We start from the raw sequence: 16436 nt of genomic DNA on the forward strand, positions 1-16436 counted from the left end.
CGGAGCGCGACCGCAATGAGCAAGATCACCGTACTGCTGGTGGACGACCACGAAGGCTTCATCAACGCCGCCCTGCGCCACCTGCGCAAGGTGGAGTGGCTGGATGTCGTGGGCCGCGCCAGCAACGGCCTGGAAGCCATCGAACGCTCCGAGACCCTGCGTCCGGACGTGGTGCTGATGGACCTGGCCATGCCGGAGATGGGCGGCCTGCAGGCCACGCGCCTGATCAAGACCCAGGACGCGCCCCCCTTCGTGGTGATCGCAAGCCACTTCGACGACGCCGAACACCGCGAACATGCCATGCGGGCCGGCGCCGACGATTTCGTCAGCAAGCTTTCCTACATCCAGGAAGTCTTGCCCATCCTCGAACGATTCAAAGAGCGCCGCCATGAGTGAATCCCGCATCCTCGTCATCGACACCGACGCCGCCCGCGCAGAGCGCGTGGCCGGCCTGCTCGAGTTCATGGACCTCACGCCGCGCTGGGTCGTCAGTGCCGGTGACGTGGATGTGCAGCGGCAGCGCCCGCACGACTGGCTCGCCGTCGTGGTCGGCTCGCTGGAAGACCAGAAGGCCGCCGACGCGTTCTTCGGCTGGCTGGGCAAGGCCCAGCTGCCGCCGCCGGTGCTGCTGCTGCAGGGCGACACCGCCGCCTTCGCCGCCGCCCACGGCCTGCACGAAGCCGGCGTCTGGGCGCTGGAAAGCCCGATCCGCCACGCGCAGCTGGAAGCCTGCCTGCGCCGCGCCAGCCTCAAGCGGCTGGACACCGAACACCAGGCCCAGCAGGTCAGCACCAGCGGCCCCACCGGCAACAGCCCGGCGGTGACCCGCCTGCGCCGGATGATCGACCAGGTCGCCGCGTTCGACACCACCGTGCTGGTGCTGGGCGAATCCGGTACCGGCAAGGAAGTCGTCGCCCGCGCCATCCACGACCAGTCCCCGCGCCGCGACGGGCCGTTCGTGGCGATCAACTGCGGCGCGATCCCCGCCGAGCTGCTGGAAAGCGAACTGTTCGGCCACGAGAAAGGCGCCTTCACCGGCGCGCTGAGCGCCCGCAAGGGCCGCTTCGAGATGGCCGAGGGCGGCACCCTGCTGCTGGACGAGATCGGCGACATGAGCCTGCCGATGCAGGTCAAGCTGCTGCGCGTGCTGCAGGAACGCAGCTTCGAGCGCGTCGGCGGCAACCAGACGATCCGCTGCAACGTGCGCGTGATCGCGGCCACCCACCGCAATCTGGAACAGCGCATCGCCGACGGCCACTTCCGCGAAGACCTGTTCTACCGCCTCAACGTGTTCCCGATCGAGATGCCGGCGCTGCGCGAGCGCGCCGACGACCTGCCCTCGCTGGTCGCCACCATCGCCGCGCAGCTGGCCCGCACCGGCCGGGGCGAGGTGCAGTTCGCCCACGACACCCTGCAGGCGCTGCGCCAGTACAGCTGGCCGGGCAACGTGCGCGAGCTGACCAACCTGGTCGAGCGCCTGGCCGTGCTGCACCCGGGCGGCCTGGTGCGCGTGCACGACCTGCCCAAGCGCTACCAGCCGGACAACCTGCCGGCGCTCGACGCCCTGCCGGTGGCCGCGGTGGCCGCCCCGGTCGAAAGCGTCTCCGCCCCCGTGGCCGCCACACCGACCACGGAGCGCCTGCCCGAGGCCGGCATCGACCTGCGCGAACACATCGCCCAGATCGAACTGAACCTGATCCGCGACGCGCTGGACCGCGCCGGTGGCGTGGTCGCCCACGCCGCGCAGCTGCTGGGCCTGCGCCGCACCACCCTGGTGGAAAAGCTGCGCAAGTACGGCGTCGAGCGCGAAGACGCCCTGGCGACGGAAAACTGACTGGCGGCGGGCGCCGGTTCCGGCACAGGTCTTGCAGCTGATACGGCAAGACACACCGACGACCGAAGCACCCGCCCATGTCCGACGTCACCTCCATCCTCTCGCAGATTCGCAGCTACCAGCACCAGCTGGGCACCCGCGCCTTGGAGCCGATGCCGAACCCGGGCGCGTTCACGCCCAACGGGGTCGGCTTCGAACAGCCCGGCGTCAAGGCGCCGAGCTTCGGCGAGACGCTGCAGAACGCGCTGGAAGGCGTCAACGGCGCGCAGAAGAACGCAGGTGCGCTCGCCCAGGCCTTCGAGCTCGGCGATCCGCGCGCGGACCTGGCCCGGGTGATGGTGGCGGCGCAGCAGTCGCAGGTCGCCTTCCGCGCCACCGTCGAAGTCCGCAACCGCCTGGTGCAGGCCTACCAGGACGTCATGAACATGCCGTTGTAAGCCGCTTCTCCTGACCCGCCCTTTCCACCAACCGACCCGTCGCCATGGCCCTCACGCTGTCCAAGGAAGCCCTGAAGGAATCGCTGACCGCCGACAAGGCAGGCGCGGCGCTGACCAAGATCCAGGACGCGCGCGTGTTCAAGCAGATGGGCACGCTGCTGCTGATCGCCGGCGCCGTCGCGCTGGGCCTGTTCGTGTTCTTCTGGTCGCAGAAGCCGGCCTACACCCCGCTGTACACCGGCCTGGACGCCAAGGCCACCGCCGAAGCCACCGACATGCTGCGCGCGGCGCAGATCCCGTTCCAGCTGGACCAGGGCACCGGTGCCATCTCGGTGCCGGAGGAAAACCTGCACGACGCCCGCCTGAAGCTGGCCGGCGCCGGCCTGGCCGAGAGCGGCCGCCTGGGCTTCGAGATGATGGAACGCGACCCGGGTTTCGGCGTCAGCCAGTTCGTCGAGAACGCGCGCTACCAGCACGCGCTGGAAACCGAACTTGTCCGCACGATCACCACGCTGCGTCCGGTGCGCGACGCGCGCGTGCACCTGGCCATCCCCAAGCCGTCCGCCTTCACCCGCCAGCGCGAGGTCGCCAGCGCGTCCGTCGTGCTGGACCTGCGTTCCGGCGCCATGCTGGAGCGCAACCAGGTGGATGCCATCGTCCACCTGGTCTCGTCCTCGATCCCGGACCTGGCGCCGGAGCGCGTCACCGTGGTCGACCAGAGCGGCCGCATGCTCACCATCAGCGATCCGAACAGCGAGGCCGCGCTCAACGCCGCCCAGTTCGAGCGCGTGCGCAAGCTGGAAACCTCCTTCAACGACCGCATCCGCGAACTGCTGGAGCCGCTGACCGGCCCGGGCCGCATCAATGCCGAGGTCGCGGTGGACATGGACTTCTCGGTCACCGAGGAGGCCCGTGAAACCTTCGCCAACGACCCGGCCAAGATCCGCAGCGAACAGGTCAGCCAGAACACCGTCGCCGCCGCCGGCCCCGAAGGCGTGCCCGGCGCGACCAGCAACACCCCGCCCGGCCCGAACGCCGCGGCCGCGCCGAACCCCGCCGCGCCGACCGAGACCGCGAGCAGCGCGACCCGCAACTTCGAAATGGACCGTACGCTGCAGCACACCCGCCAGCCGGCCGGTCGCGTGCGCCGCGTCACCGCCGCCGTGCTGGTCGACCACGTGCCGCGCACCGGCGAGAACGGCAAGGTCGTCATGACCGCGCTGGACGCCGCCACCCTGACCCGCATCGAAGCGCTGGTGAAGGAAGCCGTGGGCTTCGACGCCGCGCGCGGCGACTCGGTCTCGGTGATGAACGCGCCGTTCGTGCGCGAAACCGACAAGCCCGAGGACATCCCGTTCTGGGAAAGCCCCTGGCTGCACAACCCGATGCTGCGCGACGTGGCCCGCTACGGCATCGGCGCGCTGGTGGTGATCCTGCTGCTGTTCGGCGTGCTCCGCCCAGCCATGCGCCAGATCATCGACCCGAAGGCGAAGAAGGCCTCGCGCAACGACGACGACGGCATCGATGTCACCGTAATCGATGATGACGATGCCGACGCCCGCGCGGTCGCCGCCCTCTCGCACGACGAACTGCCGCCGATGCGCGCCCTGCCCTCCGATGCCTACGAGGACCGGCTGCGCCAGGCGCGCGAAGCGGTGAAGACCGATTCCAAGCAGGTCGCGCAGGTGGTCAAGGACTGGGTGGCCAACGATGAATAACGCACAGGACAACGCCCTCAGCGGCGTGCAGCGCGCGGCCGTGCTGCTGCTCTCGCTCGGCGAGCAGGATGCCGCCGAAGTGCTCAAGCACATGAACGCCAAGGAAGTGCAGAAGCTGGGCATCGCCATGGCCACCATCTCCGGCGTCAGCCGCGAGCAGGTCATGCAGGTGATGGCGAACTTCGGCGAAGCCCTCGACAAGCAGACATCCCTCGGCATGGGCGCGGACGACTACGTGCGCAACGTGCTGGTGCAGGCGCTGGGCGCCGACAAGGCCGGCGGCCTGATCGACCGCATCCTGCTGGGCCGCAACACCACCGGCCTGGACACGCTGAAGTGGATGGATCCGCGCGCGATCTCCGACCTGGTGCGCAATGAACACCCGCAGATCATCGCCATCGTGCTGGCCCACCTGGACAGCGACCAGGCCGCCGACACCCTCAAGCTGCTGCCCGAGCGCACCCGCACCGACGTGCTGCTGCGCATCGCCACGCTGGACGGTATCCCGCCGAACGCGCTGAACGAGCTCAACGAGATCATGGAGCGCCAGTTCGCCGGCAACCAGAACCTCAAGGCTTCCAGCATCGGTGGCGTGAAGGTCGCGGCGAACATCCTCAACTTCATGGACTCGGGCCAGGACCAGGCCATCCTCGGCAACATCACGCAGGTCGACGCCGACCTCGGCGCGCGCATCCAGGACCTGATGTTCGTGTTCGACAACCTCGCCGACCTGGGCGATCGCGAACTGCAGGCGCTGCTGCGCGAAGTCCCGAACGACCGCCTCGGCCTGGCGCTGCGTGGCGCCGACGCCAAGGTGAAGGAAAAGATCACCCGCAACATGTCCCAGCGCGCGGCGCAGATCCTGCTGGAAGACATGGAAGCCCGCGGCCCCGTCCGCCTGTCCGACGTGGAAGGCGCGCAGAAGGAAATCCTCGCGATCGTGCGCCGCCTGGCTGACCAGGGCGTCATCTCGCTGATGGCCGGCGCCGAGGAAATGGTATGAGCAACCCTTCGCCGATGCGCTGGATGCCCGCACCGCTCGACGTGGTCGTGTCGGCGTCCGCCACTGCGCAGGACGTGCCGCCGCCGGTGCCGCCGACGCTGGAGGAGATCCAGGCCATCCAGGACGCCGCGTACCGCGAAGGCCTGGAGCGCGGTCTGGCCGAAGGCCACGCCGAGGGCTTCTCCCACGGCCAGGCCGACGTCCGCCGGCTCGCCGCGCAGATGGAAGGCATCCTCGACAATTTCTCCCGGCCGCTGGACCGCCTCGAGAACGAAGTGGTTGCTGCGCTGTCCGAACTCGCCGTGCGCATCGCCGGCGCGCTGGTCGGCCGCGCCTACCAGACCGATCCGGTGCTGCTGCAGGAACTGGCGACCAGCGCGCTGGACGCCGTCGGCGGTGCGCAGCGCGAAGTGGAACTGCGCCTGCATCCCGACGACATCGCCGCACTGACGCCGGTGCTGACCATGACGGGGCACACCCGCCTGACCGCAGACACGTCGCTCAGCCGCGGCGACCTGCGCGTGCATGCCGAGAGCGTCCGCATCGACGGCACGCTGGAGGCCCGCCTGCGCGGCGCGCTGGAAACCGTGCTCAACCGCGGAGCGCGCGCATGAGCGCCCAGCCGCTGGAATGGCTGACCGCGCGCGACCTGCGCCTGTCGGCGCGGCTGTCGCAGATCAATCCCGAACTCGGTGGCCGCGGCCTGATCCGCGAGGGCATCCTGCGCCGGGCCGTCGGCCTGACCCTGGAAGCCATCGGCTGCGAAGCGCCGATGGGCGCCACCTGCAAGGTGGAAGTCGTCGACGGCGGCTGGGTGGATGCCGAAGTCGTCGGCTTCGCCGGCGAACGCACCTATCTGATGCCCAGCGCCGAATTGCATGGCCTGTTGCCGAACGCGCGCGTGGTGCCCTCGCGCCGCCGCGGCGGTGTGGAAGTCGGCGAAGGCCTGCTGGGTCGGGTCATCGACAGCGACGGCGTGCCGCTCGACGGCCGCGGCCCGATCCGCGCCGAAGGCAGCGTCGGCCTGGCCGGCGTGGCGATCAACCCGCTGTCCCGCGAACCGATCACCCAGCCGCTGGACGTCGGCGTGCGCGCGATCAACGCATTGCTGCCGATCGGCCGTGGCCAGCGCGTGGGCCTGTTCGCCGGCTCGGGCGTCGGCAAGTCGACGCTGCTGGGCATGATGACCAAGTACACCGCCGCCGACGTGATCGTCGTCGGCCTGATCGGCGAACGTGGCCGCGAAGTGCGCGATTTCGTCGAAAGCACGCTCGGCCCGGTGGGCCTGGCGCGCGCCGTGGTCGTCGCCAGCCCGGCCGACCGTCCGCCATTGGCGCGGCTGCAGGGCGCTTACCGCGCCACCGCGATCGCCGAGTGGTTCCGCGACCAGGGCCTGAACGTGCTGCTGCTGATGGATTCGCTGACCCGCTTCGCCCAGGCGCAGCGCGAGATCGGCCTGTCGGTCGGCGAGCCGCCGACCACGCGCGGCTATCCGCCGTCGGTCTTTGCGCGCCTGCCCGCGCTGGTCGAACGCGCCGGCAACGGCGCCAAGGGCCGCGGCTCGATCACCGCGTTCTACACCGTGCTGACCGAAGGCGACGACCCGCAGGACCCGATTGCCGACGCTGCGCGCGCCATCCTCGACGGCCACATCCTGCTCTCGCGCCGCGTGGCCGACAGCGGCCTGTATCCGGCCATCGACGTGGAATCGTCGGTCAGCCGCGTGGTCACCGAGATCGCCGACGAAACCTGGCGCGACCGCATCCGCAAGCTCAAGCGGCTGCTCTCGGCCTACAACAGCAACCGCGACCTGATCGCCATCGGCGCCTACCAGCGCGGCAACGACCCGACCGTGGACGAGGCGCTGGAACGCTGGCCGGAAATCGTGGAGTTCCTCGGCCAGGACGTGGCGCGCGCCGCCGACCTGCCGAGCAGCCGTGCCGCCCTGGAAACCCTGATCCAACGCAACGCCCCCGTCGGCATCCCGATGCCCGACGGTCTGCAGTAACGCCAAGGACCCCCCGTCATGATGCAGTCCCGCCGAATCGATCCCCTGCTGCGCCGCGCCCAGGAGCACGAGGATTCCGTCGCCCGCGAACTGGCCGACCGCCAACGCGCGCTTGCGCTGCAGGAATCGCGGCTGGAGGAATTGCGGCAGTACGCCGAGGACTACGCCAACAGCCAGATGGCCGCGACCAGCCCGGCGCAGCTCGCCAACCGGCGCGCGTTCCTGGATCGCATCGACCAGGCACTGAAGCAGCAACTGCAGACCGTGGACCGCAGCCGCGCCAACGTGGACATCGAGCGCGACCGCCTGCTGCTGGCCAGCCGCGACAAACAGGTACTGGAACAGTTGGCCGCCAGCTACCGCGTGCAGGAAAAGCAGATCGTCGACCGCCGCGACCAGCGCGAGATGGATGACCTCGGCGCGCGCCGCGCGCGCCTGGCCGCGACCGCGATCCAGGAGGGCGACGCCTGATGCCCTCGCCGATGGCCACGTTCGCCCCCGCCGCCGGTGGCGCGTCCGCGGCATCGGGCGCCACAAAACCCGCCACGCAGGAAGGCGCGAAGGACAACGCCAAGCCCGCGTTCGACGACATGGTCCGCCGTCCGGCGCCACGCGACGACGCGCCCGTGCGCAAGCCCGCGGCACGCGATGGCGAACCGCGCGAGGTCGCCCGCGGCGAAACACCCACGCTCTGTCGCCAGGACGACACGTCCGATACCGCCATGTCGGATGACGAGATCAAGCAGGACGACACCGCGCCCCTGGCACTGCTCGCCCTGCTCGACGCAGCACCCGTGGCACCGGCAGCGCCCGCGCCGGCCGCAGGCACCGCGGTCCTGGTGGACGCGGCCGCCACACCTTCGCCCGGTTCCTCGCCCCCGACTTTCACCCCGGTAACCGATGCGGTGCTGGGACAGGGCACCGCGCGCGCCGCGCTGCCCGTCGAAGCGTTGCCGGCCGCCGCCGTCGCCGAGACCGCGGCGGCACCCGACACCGCGACCGCGGCGGCCCCGCCGGCCGCAGCCGCCGCCGACACGCCGGCCAAGGCGCCGCTGCAGAACCTGCTCTCCTTCGCCACCCACCTGGCGACCGGCCAAGTCGCGGCCGCGCTGCCGGAGGTGGTCACGCTGGGTCGCGACATCGTCGAGGTCTTCCGCAGCGAGGACGGCGACAGCACCGCGCCGACCGGCAACGTGTTGGCCGGCGTTGGAGCGTCGAACGCATCGCTTGGCCTGTCCCGCACGGAAACGGTGAACGCGATGGCGGCACCGACCGCCGACCTGCACGGTGGCCACTTCGACGAGGACATCGGCGACGCCGTGCGCTGGATGGCCGACCAGAAGATCGGCCACGCCCACATCAAGGTCACCCCGAACGAACTGGGCACGGTGGAGATCCGCCTGCGGCTGGACGGCGACCGCGTCCACGCCGACTTCGCCAGCACCCAGGCCGACGTCCGCCAGGCGCTCGAGAGCAGCCTGCCGCGCCTGCGCGAAATGCTGGGCCAGCACGGCTTCCAGCTGGCGCACGCCGACGTGGGCCACCAGCATGCCCCGCCGTCGCAGGGTCCCGGCGCTCACGCGGGCGAAGGCACCGGCGATACCGGAGAACCTGCCCCCGAAGCGCCGCGCACGGTCCGCATGACCGCTCGCGGCTTGGTGGACGCGTACGCGTGATGGTTCGTAACGGCAGGTGTGGGAGCGACGTAAGTCGCGATGGTGTGACCGATAGCCTGGGTCCCGGTGGGGCCAGGACGTTCGCAGTTGGCATTCGCGACTTACGTCGCTCCCACACCGGACATCCTGCCGGCTGAAGCGCCGTCAAAACTCCGTCGGGCCCTTCCTCCCGGCGCGGCACACCGCTTGCATTCCCTGGGGAGACCCCTCAGGAGATCCACCGCCGTGGCAGCCGCCGACAAGAACGCCAGCAAATCCAAGTCCGACAAGGCTGAGAAGCCGAAGGGCGGCAAGTCCCTGCTGACCATCGGCCTGGTCGCGGTCATCGCGGCCGCTGCCGCCGGCGGCGGCGCCTGGTATTTCACGAGCCACGGTGCGAAGGAAGAGAAGCCCGAAGGCCCGAAAGCCGCCAGCCCGGGCACTGTGCCCGCGCCCGCGCAGTACTTCGCGCTGGAGCCGCCGTTCGTCGTGAACCTCGTCGGCGAGACCGGCGGTGCCCGCTACCTGCAGGTCGAAGTGCAGCTGATGACGCGCGACCCCGAGTCGCTGAAGGCCATCGAACTGCACGCCCCCGCCATCCGCGCGCGCCTGCTGATGCTGTTCGCCCAGCAGGACGCCGCCGGCCTGATGTCGCGCGAAGGCAAGGAACGCCTGCAGAACGCCGCCCTCGGCGAGGTGAAGGCCCTGCTGGTCGCCGAGACCGGCAAGCCCTCCGCCGAATCGCTGTTGTTCACCAGCTTCGTGATGCAGTGACCGGAACCCGCCGCCATGACCAGTGACCTGCTGTCGCAAGACGAGATCGACGCCCTGCTCAACGGCGTCGACTCCGGTGCGATCGAGACCGAGGAGCCGCCGCACGACCCGACGGTCGCGCGCACCTACGATTTCGCCAGCCAGGACCGCATCGTGCGCGGCCGGCTGCCGACGCTGGAGATGATCAACGAGCGCTTCGTGCGCACGTGGCGGATCGGCCTGTTCAACCTGCTACGCCGTTCGGCGGAACTGTCGGTGCGCGGCATCGAGACGATCAAGTTCGGCGACTACCTGCATTCGCTGTACGTGCCGACCAACCTCAACCTGATCAAGTTCAAGCCGCTGCGCGGCGTCGGCCTGATCGTGTTCGAACCGAAGCTGGTGTTCACCATGGTGGACAACTTCTTCGGTGGCGACGGCCGCTATCCGGCGAAGATCGAGGGCCGCGAGTTCACCCAGACCGAGATGCGGGTGATCCAGTTGCTGCTCAAACAGACCTTCACCGACCTGATCGACGCCTGGGCGCCGGTGATGCCGGTGGACTTCGAGTACATCACCAGCGAAGTGAATCCGCACTTCGCCAACATCGTCAGCCCACGCGAATACGTGGTCGTGAGCCGCTTCCACGTCGAACTGGACGGCGGTGGCGGGGACCTGCACGTCACCCTGCCGTACTCGATGCTGGAGCCGATCCGCGAGCTGCTCGATGCCGGCATCCAGTCCGACCGCGTGCACGACGACGACAGCTTCCGGGAAACGCTGCAGCAGCAGCTGCGCCAGGCCGAAGTCACCCTCTCCAGCGTGCTGGCCGAGAAGCGCATCAACCTGCGCCAGCTCACCCAGCTTAAGGTCGGCGACATCCTGCCGATCGAGCTGCCCCGTTCCGTGCCGGTCTGCGTCGAGCAGGTGCCGGTGTTCACCGGCGAATTCGGTATTTCCAACGGCCAGAACGCCGTGAAGATCGTCGCCAAGCACCCGCCCGGCAGCGGCAAGGCCCCGCAGGCCACGCGCCAGGCCCTCACCCCGTTTGCCTTCCAGGACGCCACACCATGATCCCCGAGAACGAAGACCTCGCGACGCTCGACGACGCATCGGCCGAGACCCACGTCGAAGCCGACATGAGCCTGGACGTCATCCTCGACGTGCCGGTGACCCTGTCGCTGGAAGTCGGCCGCACCCGCATGCCGATCCGCAACCTGCTGCAGCTCAACCAGGGCTCGGTGGTGGAACTGGAGCGCGGCGCAGGCGAACCGCTGGACGTGTTCGTCAACGGCACGCTGATCGCGCATGGCGAGGTCGTCGTCGTGAACGACCGCTTCGGCGTACGCCTGACCGACGTGGTCAGCCCCAGCGAACGCATCCGCCGCCTGCGCTGAGCCCGACGATGCACGCCTTCGCCCTCCTCGCCGCCGCCGCGGCGCCCGCGCAGAAGATCGGCCAGCACGCGCCCTCCACGCCCGGCATCGGCGGCGCGCTCGTCGGCCTGATCCTGGTGCTGGGGTTGATCCTCGGCATGGCCTGGTTGCTCAAGCGACTGCCGGGCGTCGGCATGGGCATCCGCCCGAGCGAGCAGCTTCGCGTCGTGTCGATGCTGTCGGTCGGTGCGAAGGAACGCGTGCTGGTGATCGAGGTGGGCAAGGAACAACTGCTGATCGGCGTCAGCGCCGGCGGCATCACCGCCCTGCACACCCTGCCCGAACCGCTGGTCGTCGCACCCGCGCCGACGATGCCCAACTTCGCCGAGCTGCTGGCCAAGCGCCTGCGTAAAGAGACCTGAGATGCGCCGTTTCGTCCTTTCCCTGATCTGCCTGCTGTGGCTGTGCGCGCCCGTGCTGGCGCTGGCCCAGGCCGCACCCGCCACGACCCCGCCCGCGCCTGCCGCAGCACCCGCCACGCCGGCTGCACCGACGGCACCCACCCTGCCCGCGCTGCCGAAGGTCGACGTCGGCCAGGTCGGCGACAACACCGTCAGCCTGCCGCTGCAGACGCTGCTGCTGATGACGGCGATCACGCTGATCCCGTCCGCGCTGCTGGCGATGACCGCGTTCACCCGCATCATCATCGTGCTCGGCCTGCTGCGGCAGGCGTTGGGCACGGGGCAGACGCCGTCCAACCAGGTGCTGGTGGGTTTGGCGTTGTTCCTGACGATGCTGGTGATGATGCCGGTGGGCGAAAAGGCCTGGGCCCAGGGCATGGCGCCCTATCTCAACGGCCAGATCGATTTCTCCTCGGCGTGGACGCTGACCACCGGCCCGCTGCGCGACTTCATGCTGGCGCAGGTGCGCGAGACCGACCTGATGACCTTCGCCGGTCTGGCCGGCCATGGCGCCTACGCCAGCCCGGCGGACGTACCCTTCCCGATCGTCGTCGCCTCGTTCATCACCAGCGAACTGAAGACCGCGTTCGAGATCGGCTTCCTGATCTTCATCCCCTTCGTGATCATCGACCTGGTCGTCGCCAGCGTGCTGATGTCGATGGGCATGATGATGCTCTCGCCGATGCTGGTGTCCGCCCCGTTCAAGATCCTGCTGTTCGTGCTGGTGGACGGGTGGGTGCTGATCGTCGGTTCGCTCGCCGCCAGCTTCAACGGCGTCTGAGGAGACCGGCATGAGTCCCGAACTTGCCCTCACCGAACTGCGCGGCGGCCTCGAGGTCGCGCTCTGGGTCGGCGGACCGTTGTTGCTGGTCGTGCTGGTGGTCGGCGTGGTCGTCGGCGTGATCCAGGCGGCCACCCAGCTCAACGAACCGACCATCGCCTTCGTCGCCAAGGCCATCGCGCTGACGGCGGCGCTGTTCGCCACGGGCAGCTACCTGCTCGGCGTGCTGGTGGAATACACCACGGCCCTGTTCCAACGCCTGCCGCACCTGATCGGCTGACGACGGTCGCGACGCGATGGATGCCGCCACCCAGATGGTGATCGACGGCCAGCAGGCCTTCGGCATGATCAACGCCATCCTCTGGACGATGCTGCGCACCGGCGCGTTGCTGATGGCGGCGCCGCTGATCGGCACGCGCGCGATCTCGGTGCGGGTGCGCGTGATCATCGCCGGTGCGCTGGCGATGGCGCTCGCGCCGCTGCTGCCCGGCACGCCGGACCGCATCGCCTTCGACGCCTCCACCGTCCTCAACGTCGCCCGCGAACTCGCCGTCGGCGCGAGCATGGGCTTCATGCTGCGGCTGGCCTTCGAGGCCGGTGCGCTTGCCGGCGAACTGATCTCGCAGGGCACCGGCCTGGCGTTCGCGCAGATGTCCGATCCGCTGCGCGGGGTGAACTCCGGCGTGGTCGGCCAGTGGTTCTATCTGGCCTTCGGCCTGATCTTCTTCACCCTCAACGGCCATCTGGCGATGGTGTCGCTGCTGGTCGACAGCTACCGTTCGCTGCCCATCGGCAGCGCGCTGCCGGACGTGCAGCAGATGCTGGAAGTCGCGCCGATGCTGTTCACCCACATCCTGCGCGCGGCCGTGGGGCTCGCCCTGCCGGTGATGGTGGCGATGCTGGCGGTGAACCTGGCGTTCGGCGTGCTCGGCCGCGCAGCGCCGGCGCTCAATCCGATCCAGCTCGGCCTGCCCACGGCCCTGCTGCTGGGCCTGTTCCTGCTGGCCCTGCTGGCCGGCGAGTTGGGACCGCCCGTGCAACGCGTCTTCGACCTGTCTTTTGATGCAGCGCGGCAAATCAGCGTCTAGCGAAATTCTCGTTACTTTGTGAAAACGTGTCCGGGTGCCCGATTCGCGGCATGCGCGTGCGCATTTCACGGCCGATGTGCGCAACCTGTTCCAATAAATGCATGAATCCGGGCAGAATGAGAACGAGGGAGGGGCAACATACGCCAGCGAACGGAATGGGCTCTTGCCCATGCCGGTGGCGGAACGCCTTCCCACGCAAAACCGGAGGAAGCCTGTGAGTTCCAACCCTACCCACAAGCGACGCACCAGTCAGGAGACGCGGGAAGCCGTGCTGGCCGCTGCTCGCCGCCTGTTCTTCACCAAGGGGTTCGACCAGACCACGCTGATGGATTTGGGCGAGGAAACCGGGCTGAGTGCGCGCGGCGTGATCCTGCACTTCGAAACGAAGGCCGACATCATCGCCACCCTGCTGATCCGCGACTACACCGCGCGGCGGGCACCGATGGTGGAACGCCCGCAAGGGTCGACGCATGCGCAGCGCATCCTGGATTTCTATTTCTGGATGGCGCGCGAGGATGCCGCGAACTTCATCGCCTTCCCCGCATTGTGGAGCGTGTCCGCGCGGTGGTCACCGACGGTCGAAGGCGAAATGAACGCCGCGCTGCGGCGCATGCGCGAACCCGTGCGCAACGAACTCAGCCGCGGCATGGCCGCCGGCGAATTCCGTGGCGTGGACATCCAGCATGCCGACGACATGATCTGGCAGAGCTACCAGCACGGCCTGCGTGCCGTGTCGGTCAACGGCGGCACGCCGGCGATGGCCGTGCCGCAGGTATTCAAGACGCTGGAAGCGCTGACGGCCTGACGCCGTCCGCGCTTCACCATTCCGCGCGCAGCCCCAGGCTGCCTTCCCACGCCCGCTTGGTGCCCGCGGTGTTGCCGACATCGCGCGTATGGTCGAGCGTGAAGTACAGGCTGACGTGGCGACCCAGTTGCGCCGCCAGGCCGCCGCCCAGTTCGAGCGCGCTGTAACGCTGCGCGGTGGCGATCTCGTCCGCATCCAGGCGCACCCGGTCGTCACCACCGAAGCCATGCCACAGGTTGAGCTTCAGATAGGGCTGCCAAGGGTGGCGCTGTCCGAAGTCGCCCGCGAAGCGGAGCCCGATGCGACTGCTGAGCGCGGCATCGGTGCTGATCGACACGCGCGCGAACGCATCGTCCTGGTCGTCGAACGAGGCCCGGTGCCAGATCACCTGCCACTGCGGCTCCAGCGTCCAGCGTGACTCCGGACGCCAGCGGATCGGCAAGCCCGCCTCGATCGAAGCGGTCAGTCCGTCGCCTTCCAGATCGATGCCCACGCCGCGCACCGACGAGGCTTCACCGTCGTAGCGGCTCGCCATCAGCACGGCATCGACGTAACCGCCCGAGGGCCCTACCCGCGTCCAGCTCAGGCCGAGGTGGGTATCGTCCAGTTCCACGGTGCCCGTATCCAGGTGTTGCCAGCCCAGTGCGAACCCGCGCACGTACCCGTCCGCACGCACGCGGCCGACGAACACACCGACATGCTCGCGACCGCCGCCATCGGTCTCTCGCGCATGCAGGTCCACGCCCGCCTGCACGCCCCACAGCGTGCCGTCGAACGTGGGGTCGACGCTGCCCGACCAGGTCTGCTCCACATCCTGTCCGATCACCCGGCCCCAGGCCGCACTCACGGCACCGTCGTTGCGCATCGTCGCCTGGCCACCGAGTCGTTCGTGGAACGTGCCCAGCGACGCCAGGGCGAGCTGGTGCACCACCGGTGGCACGACGGCGTAGGTGGGAGTCTCGACGCGATAGAGCGGGATCACGGCGCCCGTCGCCGGCATCGCTTCGGGATTTGGGCGTGGCGGTGCGGGCGGCGTCGGTGCGTCCGGCTGTGACGGCACGGGGATCGAGGGCGGATCCTCCGGCACGTGCGGAATCGGCGGCGGTGGTGTGGGCGGCGCGACGTCCGGCGGTTCCGGTGGCGGTGCCGGCGGTGCGGGCGGCGGTTGTTCCGGATTCGGCTCGTCCACGCCTTCGGGCGGCGGAGGGGGCGCCGGCGGCAGCGGCGGCGGTGGCGGCACGATGGGGGGCGGCGCAGGAGGTGCGGGGCCGTCGGTGTCCGGCTGGGTGGGATCGGGCCCCGGCGCGATGACCGGCGGCGGCGTATCGGTGGAGGCGACCAGCGTCGAACGCAGGTACCAATTTTCCGAGGTGCCGTCGGAAATACCGCCCTTGAACAGGAAGTACTCGAACGCGCCCGCGGCCACCGGACTGAACAACGCGAAGGCGGTGTCGGTCGAACTCGCACCGTTGAGCGCCTGCACGACCAGGATGCCGTCCAGCACCGTCGCGCCACCCTGCCCGCCCAGGTTGACGACCTCCAACCCGGTCGTGCCGCTCGCCGTTCCGCCGGACAGGATCAAGCGATCGGACGCGGAGCTGTCGTCGCCCAGCACCGTCTGCAGGAAGACCGCGGCGTTCTGGCCGATGTAGTGGCCCACGATGGTGAAGGTCGCTCGCACCGGACGCCCCGTTGGTCAGGTCGATGCGCCCCGCATTCACCAGGGTCGCCAGCTGCCCGGCACCGAACGCGCGCAGCGACGCGTGCGTTCCGCCGCCCGCGAACAACGTACTGCTCGCATCAACCTCCAGGATCCCGGTCCCGCTGCCGGCATCGCCCACGACCAGATCGCCATCGAAGATCAGCTGGCTGTCGTTGCGCGCGGCGATGGTTTCCCATCCCTGGTAACGGGCCACCCCGGCCGTCGTGACGTTGTCGAGCTGGAGCGCATCGACACCGGCACCGCCCGAGAGCGACGGCATCGCACCGAGGTGCGCATTCCCCAGATTGCGGAGCACGGCGGTGTCGTTGCCTTCGCCCAGATCGACGGACCCGTAGATGATCCCGCCGCCGTCCCACACGAAACGGTCTTCGCCGGTGCTGACGCGGACTTCCCCACGCACGACGCCGCCCCGGACCGTCACGCTGTCGTTGCCACCGCTGACGCTGATGTTGCCGCCGATGTACCCGTCGCTGAGCACGATGGTGTCGTTGCCGAAGCCGGTCACCAGATTGCCGTCGATGGTGCCGCCCGACATCTCGAACACGTTGTCGTCCAGCTTCATGTTGACGCGGCCGATGCGCCCGCCCGTCATCACCGCGCGGTCGCCATCCTCGAACGCGCCGACGATGTGCCCACCGGTCATCCTGAAGGTATCCAGGGCATCGCCCTGCAGCAGCGCGCCGATCTGCCCGCCGCTCATGACGAAGTCGTCGATGCCCCCGCCCTGCTGCACCGTGCCGGTGACCGTGCCACCGCGCATGTCGAACACGTCGCTGCCGCCGCCCTGATCGACC

The 16436-nt window shown here is 69.4% G+C and carries 18 protein-coding genes and 1 pseudogene; 18 read left to right on the top strand and 1 reads right to left on the bottom strand.

Annotated features, from left to right (window positions below; translation table 11 throughout):
* Window positions 1-15: 15 nt before the first annotated feature.
* From BLT45_RS16115 to BLT45_RS16195, 17 genes and pseudogenes are all read left to right on the top strand, one after another.
* Window positions 16-396, top strand: a complete 381-nt coding sequence (locus BLT45_RS16115) for a response regulator (protein ID WP_056878992.1) — start codon at window positions 16-18, stop codon at window positions 394-396.
* Window positions 389-1834, top strand: a complete 1446-nt coding sequence (locus BLT45_RS16120; protein ID WP_093302830.1) for a sigma-54 dependent transcriptional regulator — start codon at window positions 389-391, stop codon at window positions 1832-1834. The genes BLT45_RS16115 and BLT45_RS16120 overlap by 8 nt, the downstream gene beginning before the upstream one ends.
* Window positions 1835-1911: 77 nt before the next feature.
* Window positions 1912-2271: a flagellar hook-basal body complex protein FliE gene (gene fliE / locus BLT45_RS16125; protein WP_093302834.1), complete on the top strand. Its 360-nt coding sequence runs from the start codon at window positions 1912-1914 to the stop codon at window positions 2269-2271.
* A 44-nt stretch (window positions 2272-2315) separates the two neighbouring features.
* Window positions 2316-3989, top strand: coding sequence for a flagellar basal-body MS-ring/collar protein FliF (fliF, locus tag BLT45_RS16130; protein WP_093302837.1), 1674 nt, complete (start codon window positions 2316-2318; stop codon window positions 3987-3989).
* Window positions 3982-4992: a flagellar motor switch protein FliG gene (fliG, locus tag BLT45_RS16135; protein ID WP_093302841.1), complete on the top strand. Its 1011-nt coding sequence runs from the start codon at window positions 3982-3984 to the stop codon at window positions 4990-4992. Before fliF ends, fliG begins: the two co-directional genes overlap by 8 nt.
* A gap of 83 nt (window positions 4993-5075) precedes the next feature.
* Window positions 5076-5606 (top strand): annotated as a pseudogene (locus BLT45_RS16140) (FliH/SctL family protein); the annotation flags it as partial.
* Window positions 5603-7000, top strand: a complete 1398-nt coding sequence (locus tag BLT45_RS16145) for a FliI/YscN family ATPase (RefSeq protein ID WP_093302848.1) — start codon at window positions 5603-5605, stop codon at window positions 6998-7000. The pseudogene BLT45_RS16140 and the gene BLT45_RS16145, both read left to right, overlap by 4 nt.
* An 18-nt stretch (window positions 7001-7018) precedes the next feature.
* Window positions 7019-7471: a flagellar export protein FliJ gene (gene fliJ, locus BLT45_RS16150; RefSeq protein ID WP_093302852.1), complete on the top strand. Its 453-nt coding sequence runs from the start codon at window positions 7019-7021 to the stop codon at window positions 7469-7471.
* Window positions 7471-8676 (top strand): flagellar hook-length control protein FliK, encoded by a 1206-nt coding sequence (locus tag BLT45_RS16155; RefSeq protein WP_093302856.1) that lies wholly within the window; start codon window positions 7471-7473, stop codon window positions 8674-8676. The genes fliJ and BLT45_RS16155 overlap by 1 nt, the downstream gene beginning before the upstream one ends.
* 195 nt (window positions 8677-8871) lie before the next feature.
* On the top strand, window positions 8872-9429 hold the full coding sequence (locus tag BLT45_RS16160) for a flagellar basal body-associated FliL family protein (protein WP_175455896.1): 558 nt from the start codon (window positions 8872-8874) through the stop codon (window positions 9427-9429).
* A 15-nt stretch (window positions 9430-9444) separates the two neighbouring features.
* Window positions 9445-10482: a flagellar motor switch protein FliM gene (gene fliM / locus BLT45_RS16165; protein WP_093302863.1), complete on the top strand. Its 1038-nt coding sequence runs from the start codon at window positions 9445-9447 to the stop codon at window positions 10480-10482.
* Window positions 10479-10805, top strand: coding sequence for a flagellar motor switch protein FliN (gene fliN, locus BLT45_RS16170; RefSeq protein WP_093302867.1), 327 nt, complete (start codon window positions 10479-10481; stop codon window positions 10803-10805). The genes fliM and fliN overlap by 4 nt, the downstream gene beginning before the upstream one ends.
* Before the next feature lie 8 nt (window positions 10806-10813).
* Window positions 10814-11206, top strand: coding sequence for a flagellar biosynthetic protein FliO (gene fliO, locus BLT45_RS16175; RefSeq protein WP_093302871.1), 393 nt, complete (start codon window positions 10814-10816; stop codon window positions 11204-11206).
* A gap of 1 nt (window position 11207) precedes the next feature.
* Window positions 11208-12026, top strand: coding sequence for a flagellar type III secretion system pore protein FliP (fliP, locus tag BLT45_RS16180; protein WP_093302875.1), 819 nt, complete (start codon window positions 11208-11210; stop codon window positions 12024-12026).
* A 10-nt stretch (window positions 12027-12036) separates the two neighbouring features.
* Window positions 12037-12306: a flagellar biosynthetic protein FliQ gene (locus BLT45_RS16185; RefSeq protein WP_093302879.1), complete on the top strand. Its 270-nt coding sequence runs from the start codon at window positions 12037-12039 to the stop codon at window positions 12304-12306.
* 16 nt (window positions 12307-12322) lie between these two features.
* Window positions 12323-13114, top strand: a complete 792-nt coding sequence (gene fliR / locus BLT45_RS16190; protein ID WP_093302884.1) for a flagellar biosynthetic protein FliR — start codon at window positions 12323-12325, stop codon at window positions 13112-13114.
* Between the two features lie 214 nt (window positions 13115-13328).
* Window positions 13329-13919 carry a TetR/AcrR family transcriptional regulator gene (locus tag BLT45_RS16195; RefSeq protein WP_175455889.1) on the top strand — a complete coding sequence of 197 codons (591 nt, stop codon included), beginning with the start codon at window positions 13329-13331 and terminating at the stop codon, window positions 13917-13919.
* Window positions 13920-13932: 13 nt separating this feature from the next.
* Here BLT45_RS16195 and BLT45_RS16200 read toward each other — a convergent pair whose 3' ends face one another.
* On the bottom strand, window positions 13933-15600 hold the full coding sequence (locus BLT45_RS16200; protein WP_093302892.1) for an autotransporter family protein: 1668 nt from the start codon (window positions 15598-15600) through the stop codon (window positions 13933-13935).
* A 377-nt stretch (window positions 15601-15977) separates the two neighbouring features.
* On the opposite strand from BLT45_RS16200, the gene BLT45_RS16205 reads away from it, so the two are divergent.
* Window positions 15978-16430 (top strand): hypothetical protein, encoded by a 453-nt coding sequence (locus tag BLT45_RS16205; RefSeq protein WP_139188041.1) that lies wholly within the window; start codon window positions 15978-15980, stop codon window positions 16428-16430.
* Window positions 16431-16436 lie beyond the last annotated feature (6 nt).

It is taken from the genome of Pseudoxanthomonas sp. CF385 (assembly GCF_900104255.1).
Classification (GTDB): domain Bacteria; phylum Pseudomonadota; class Gammaproteobacteria; order Xanthomonadales; family Xanthomonadaceae; genus Pseudoxanthomonas_A.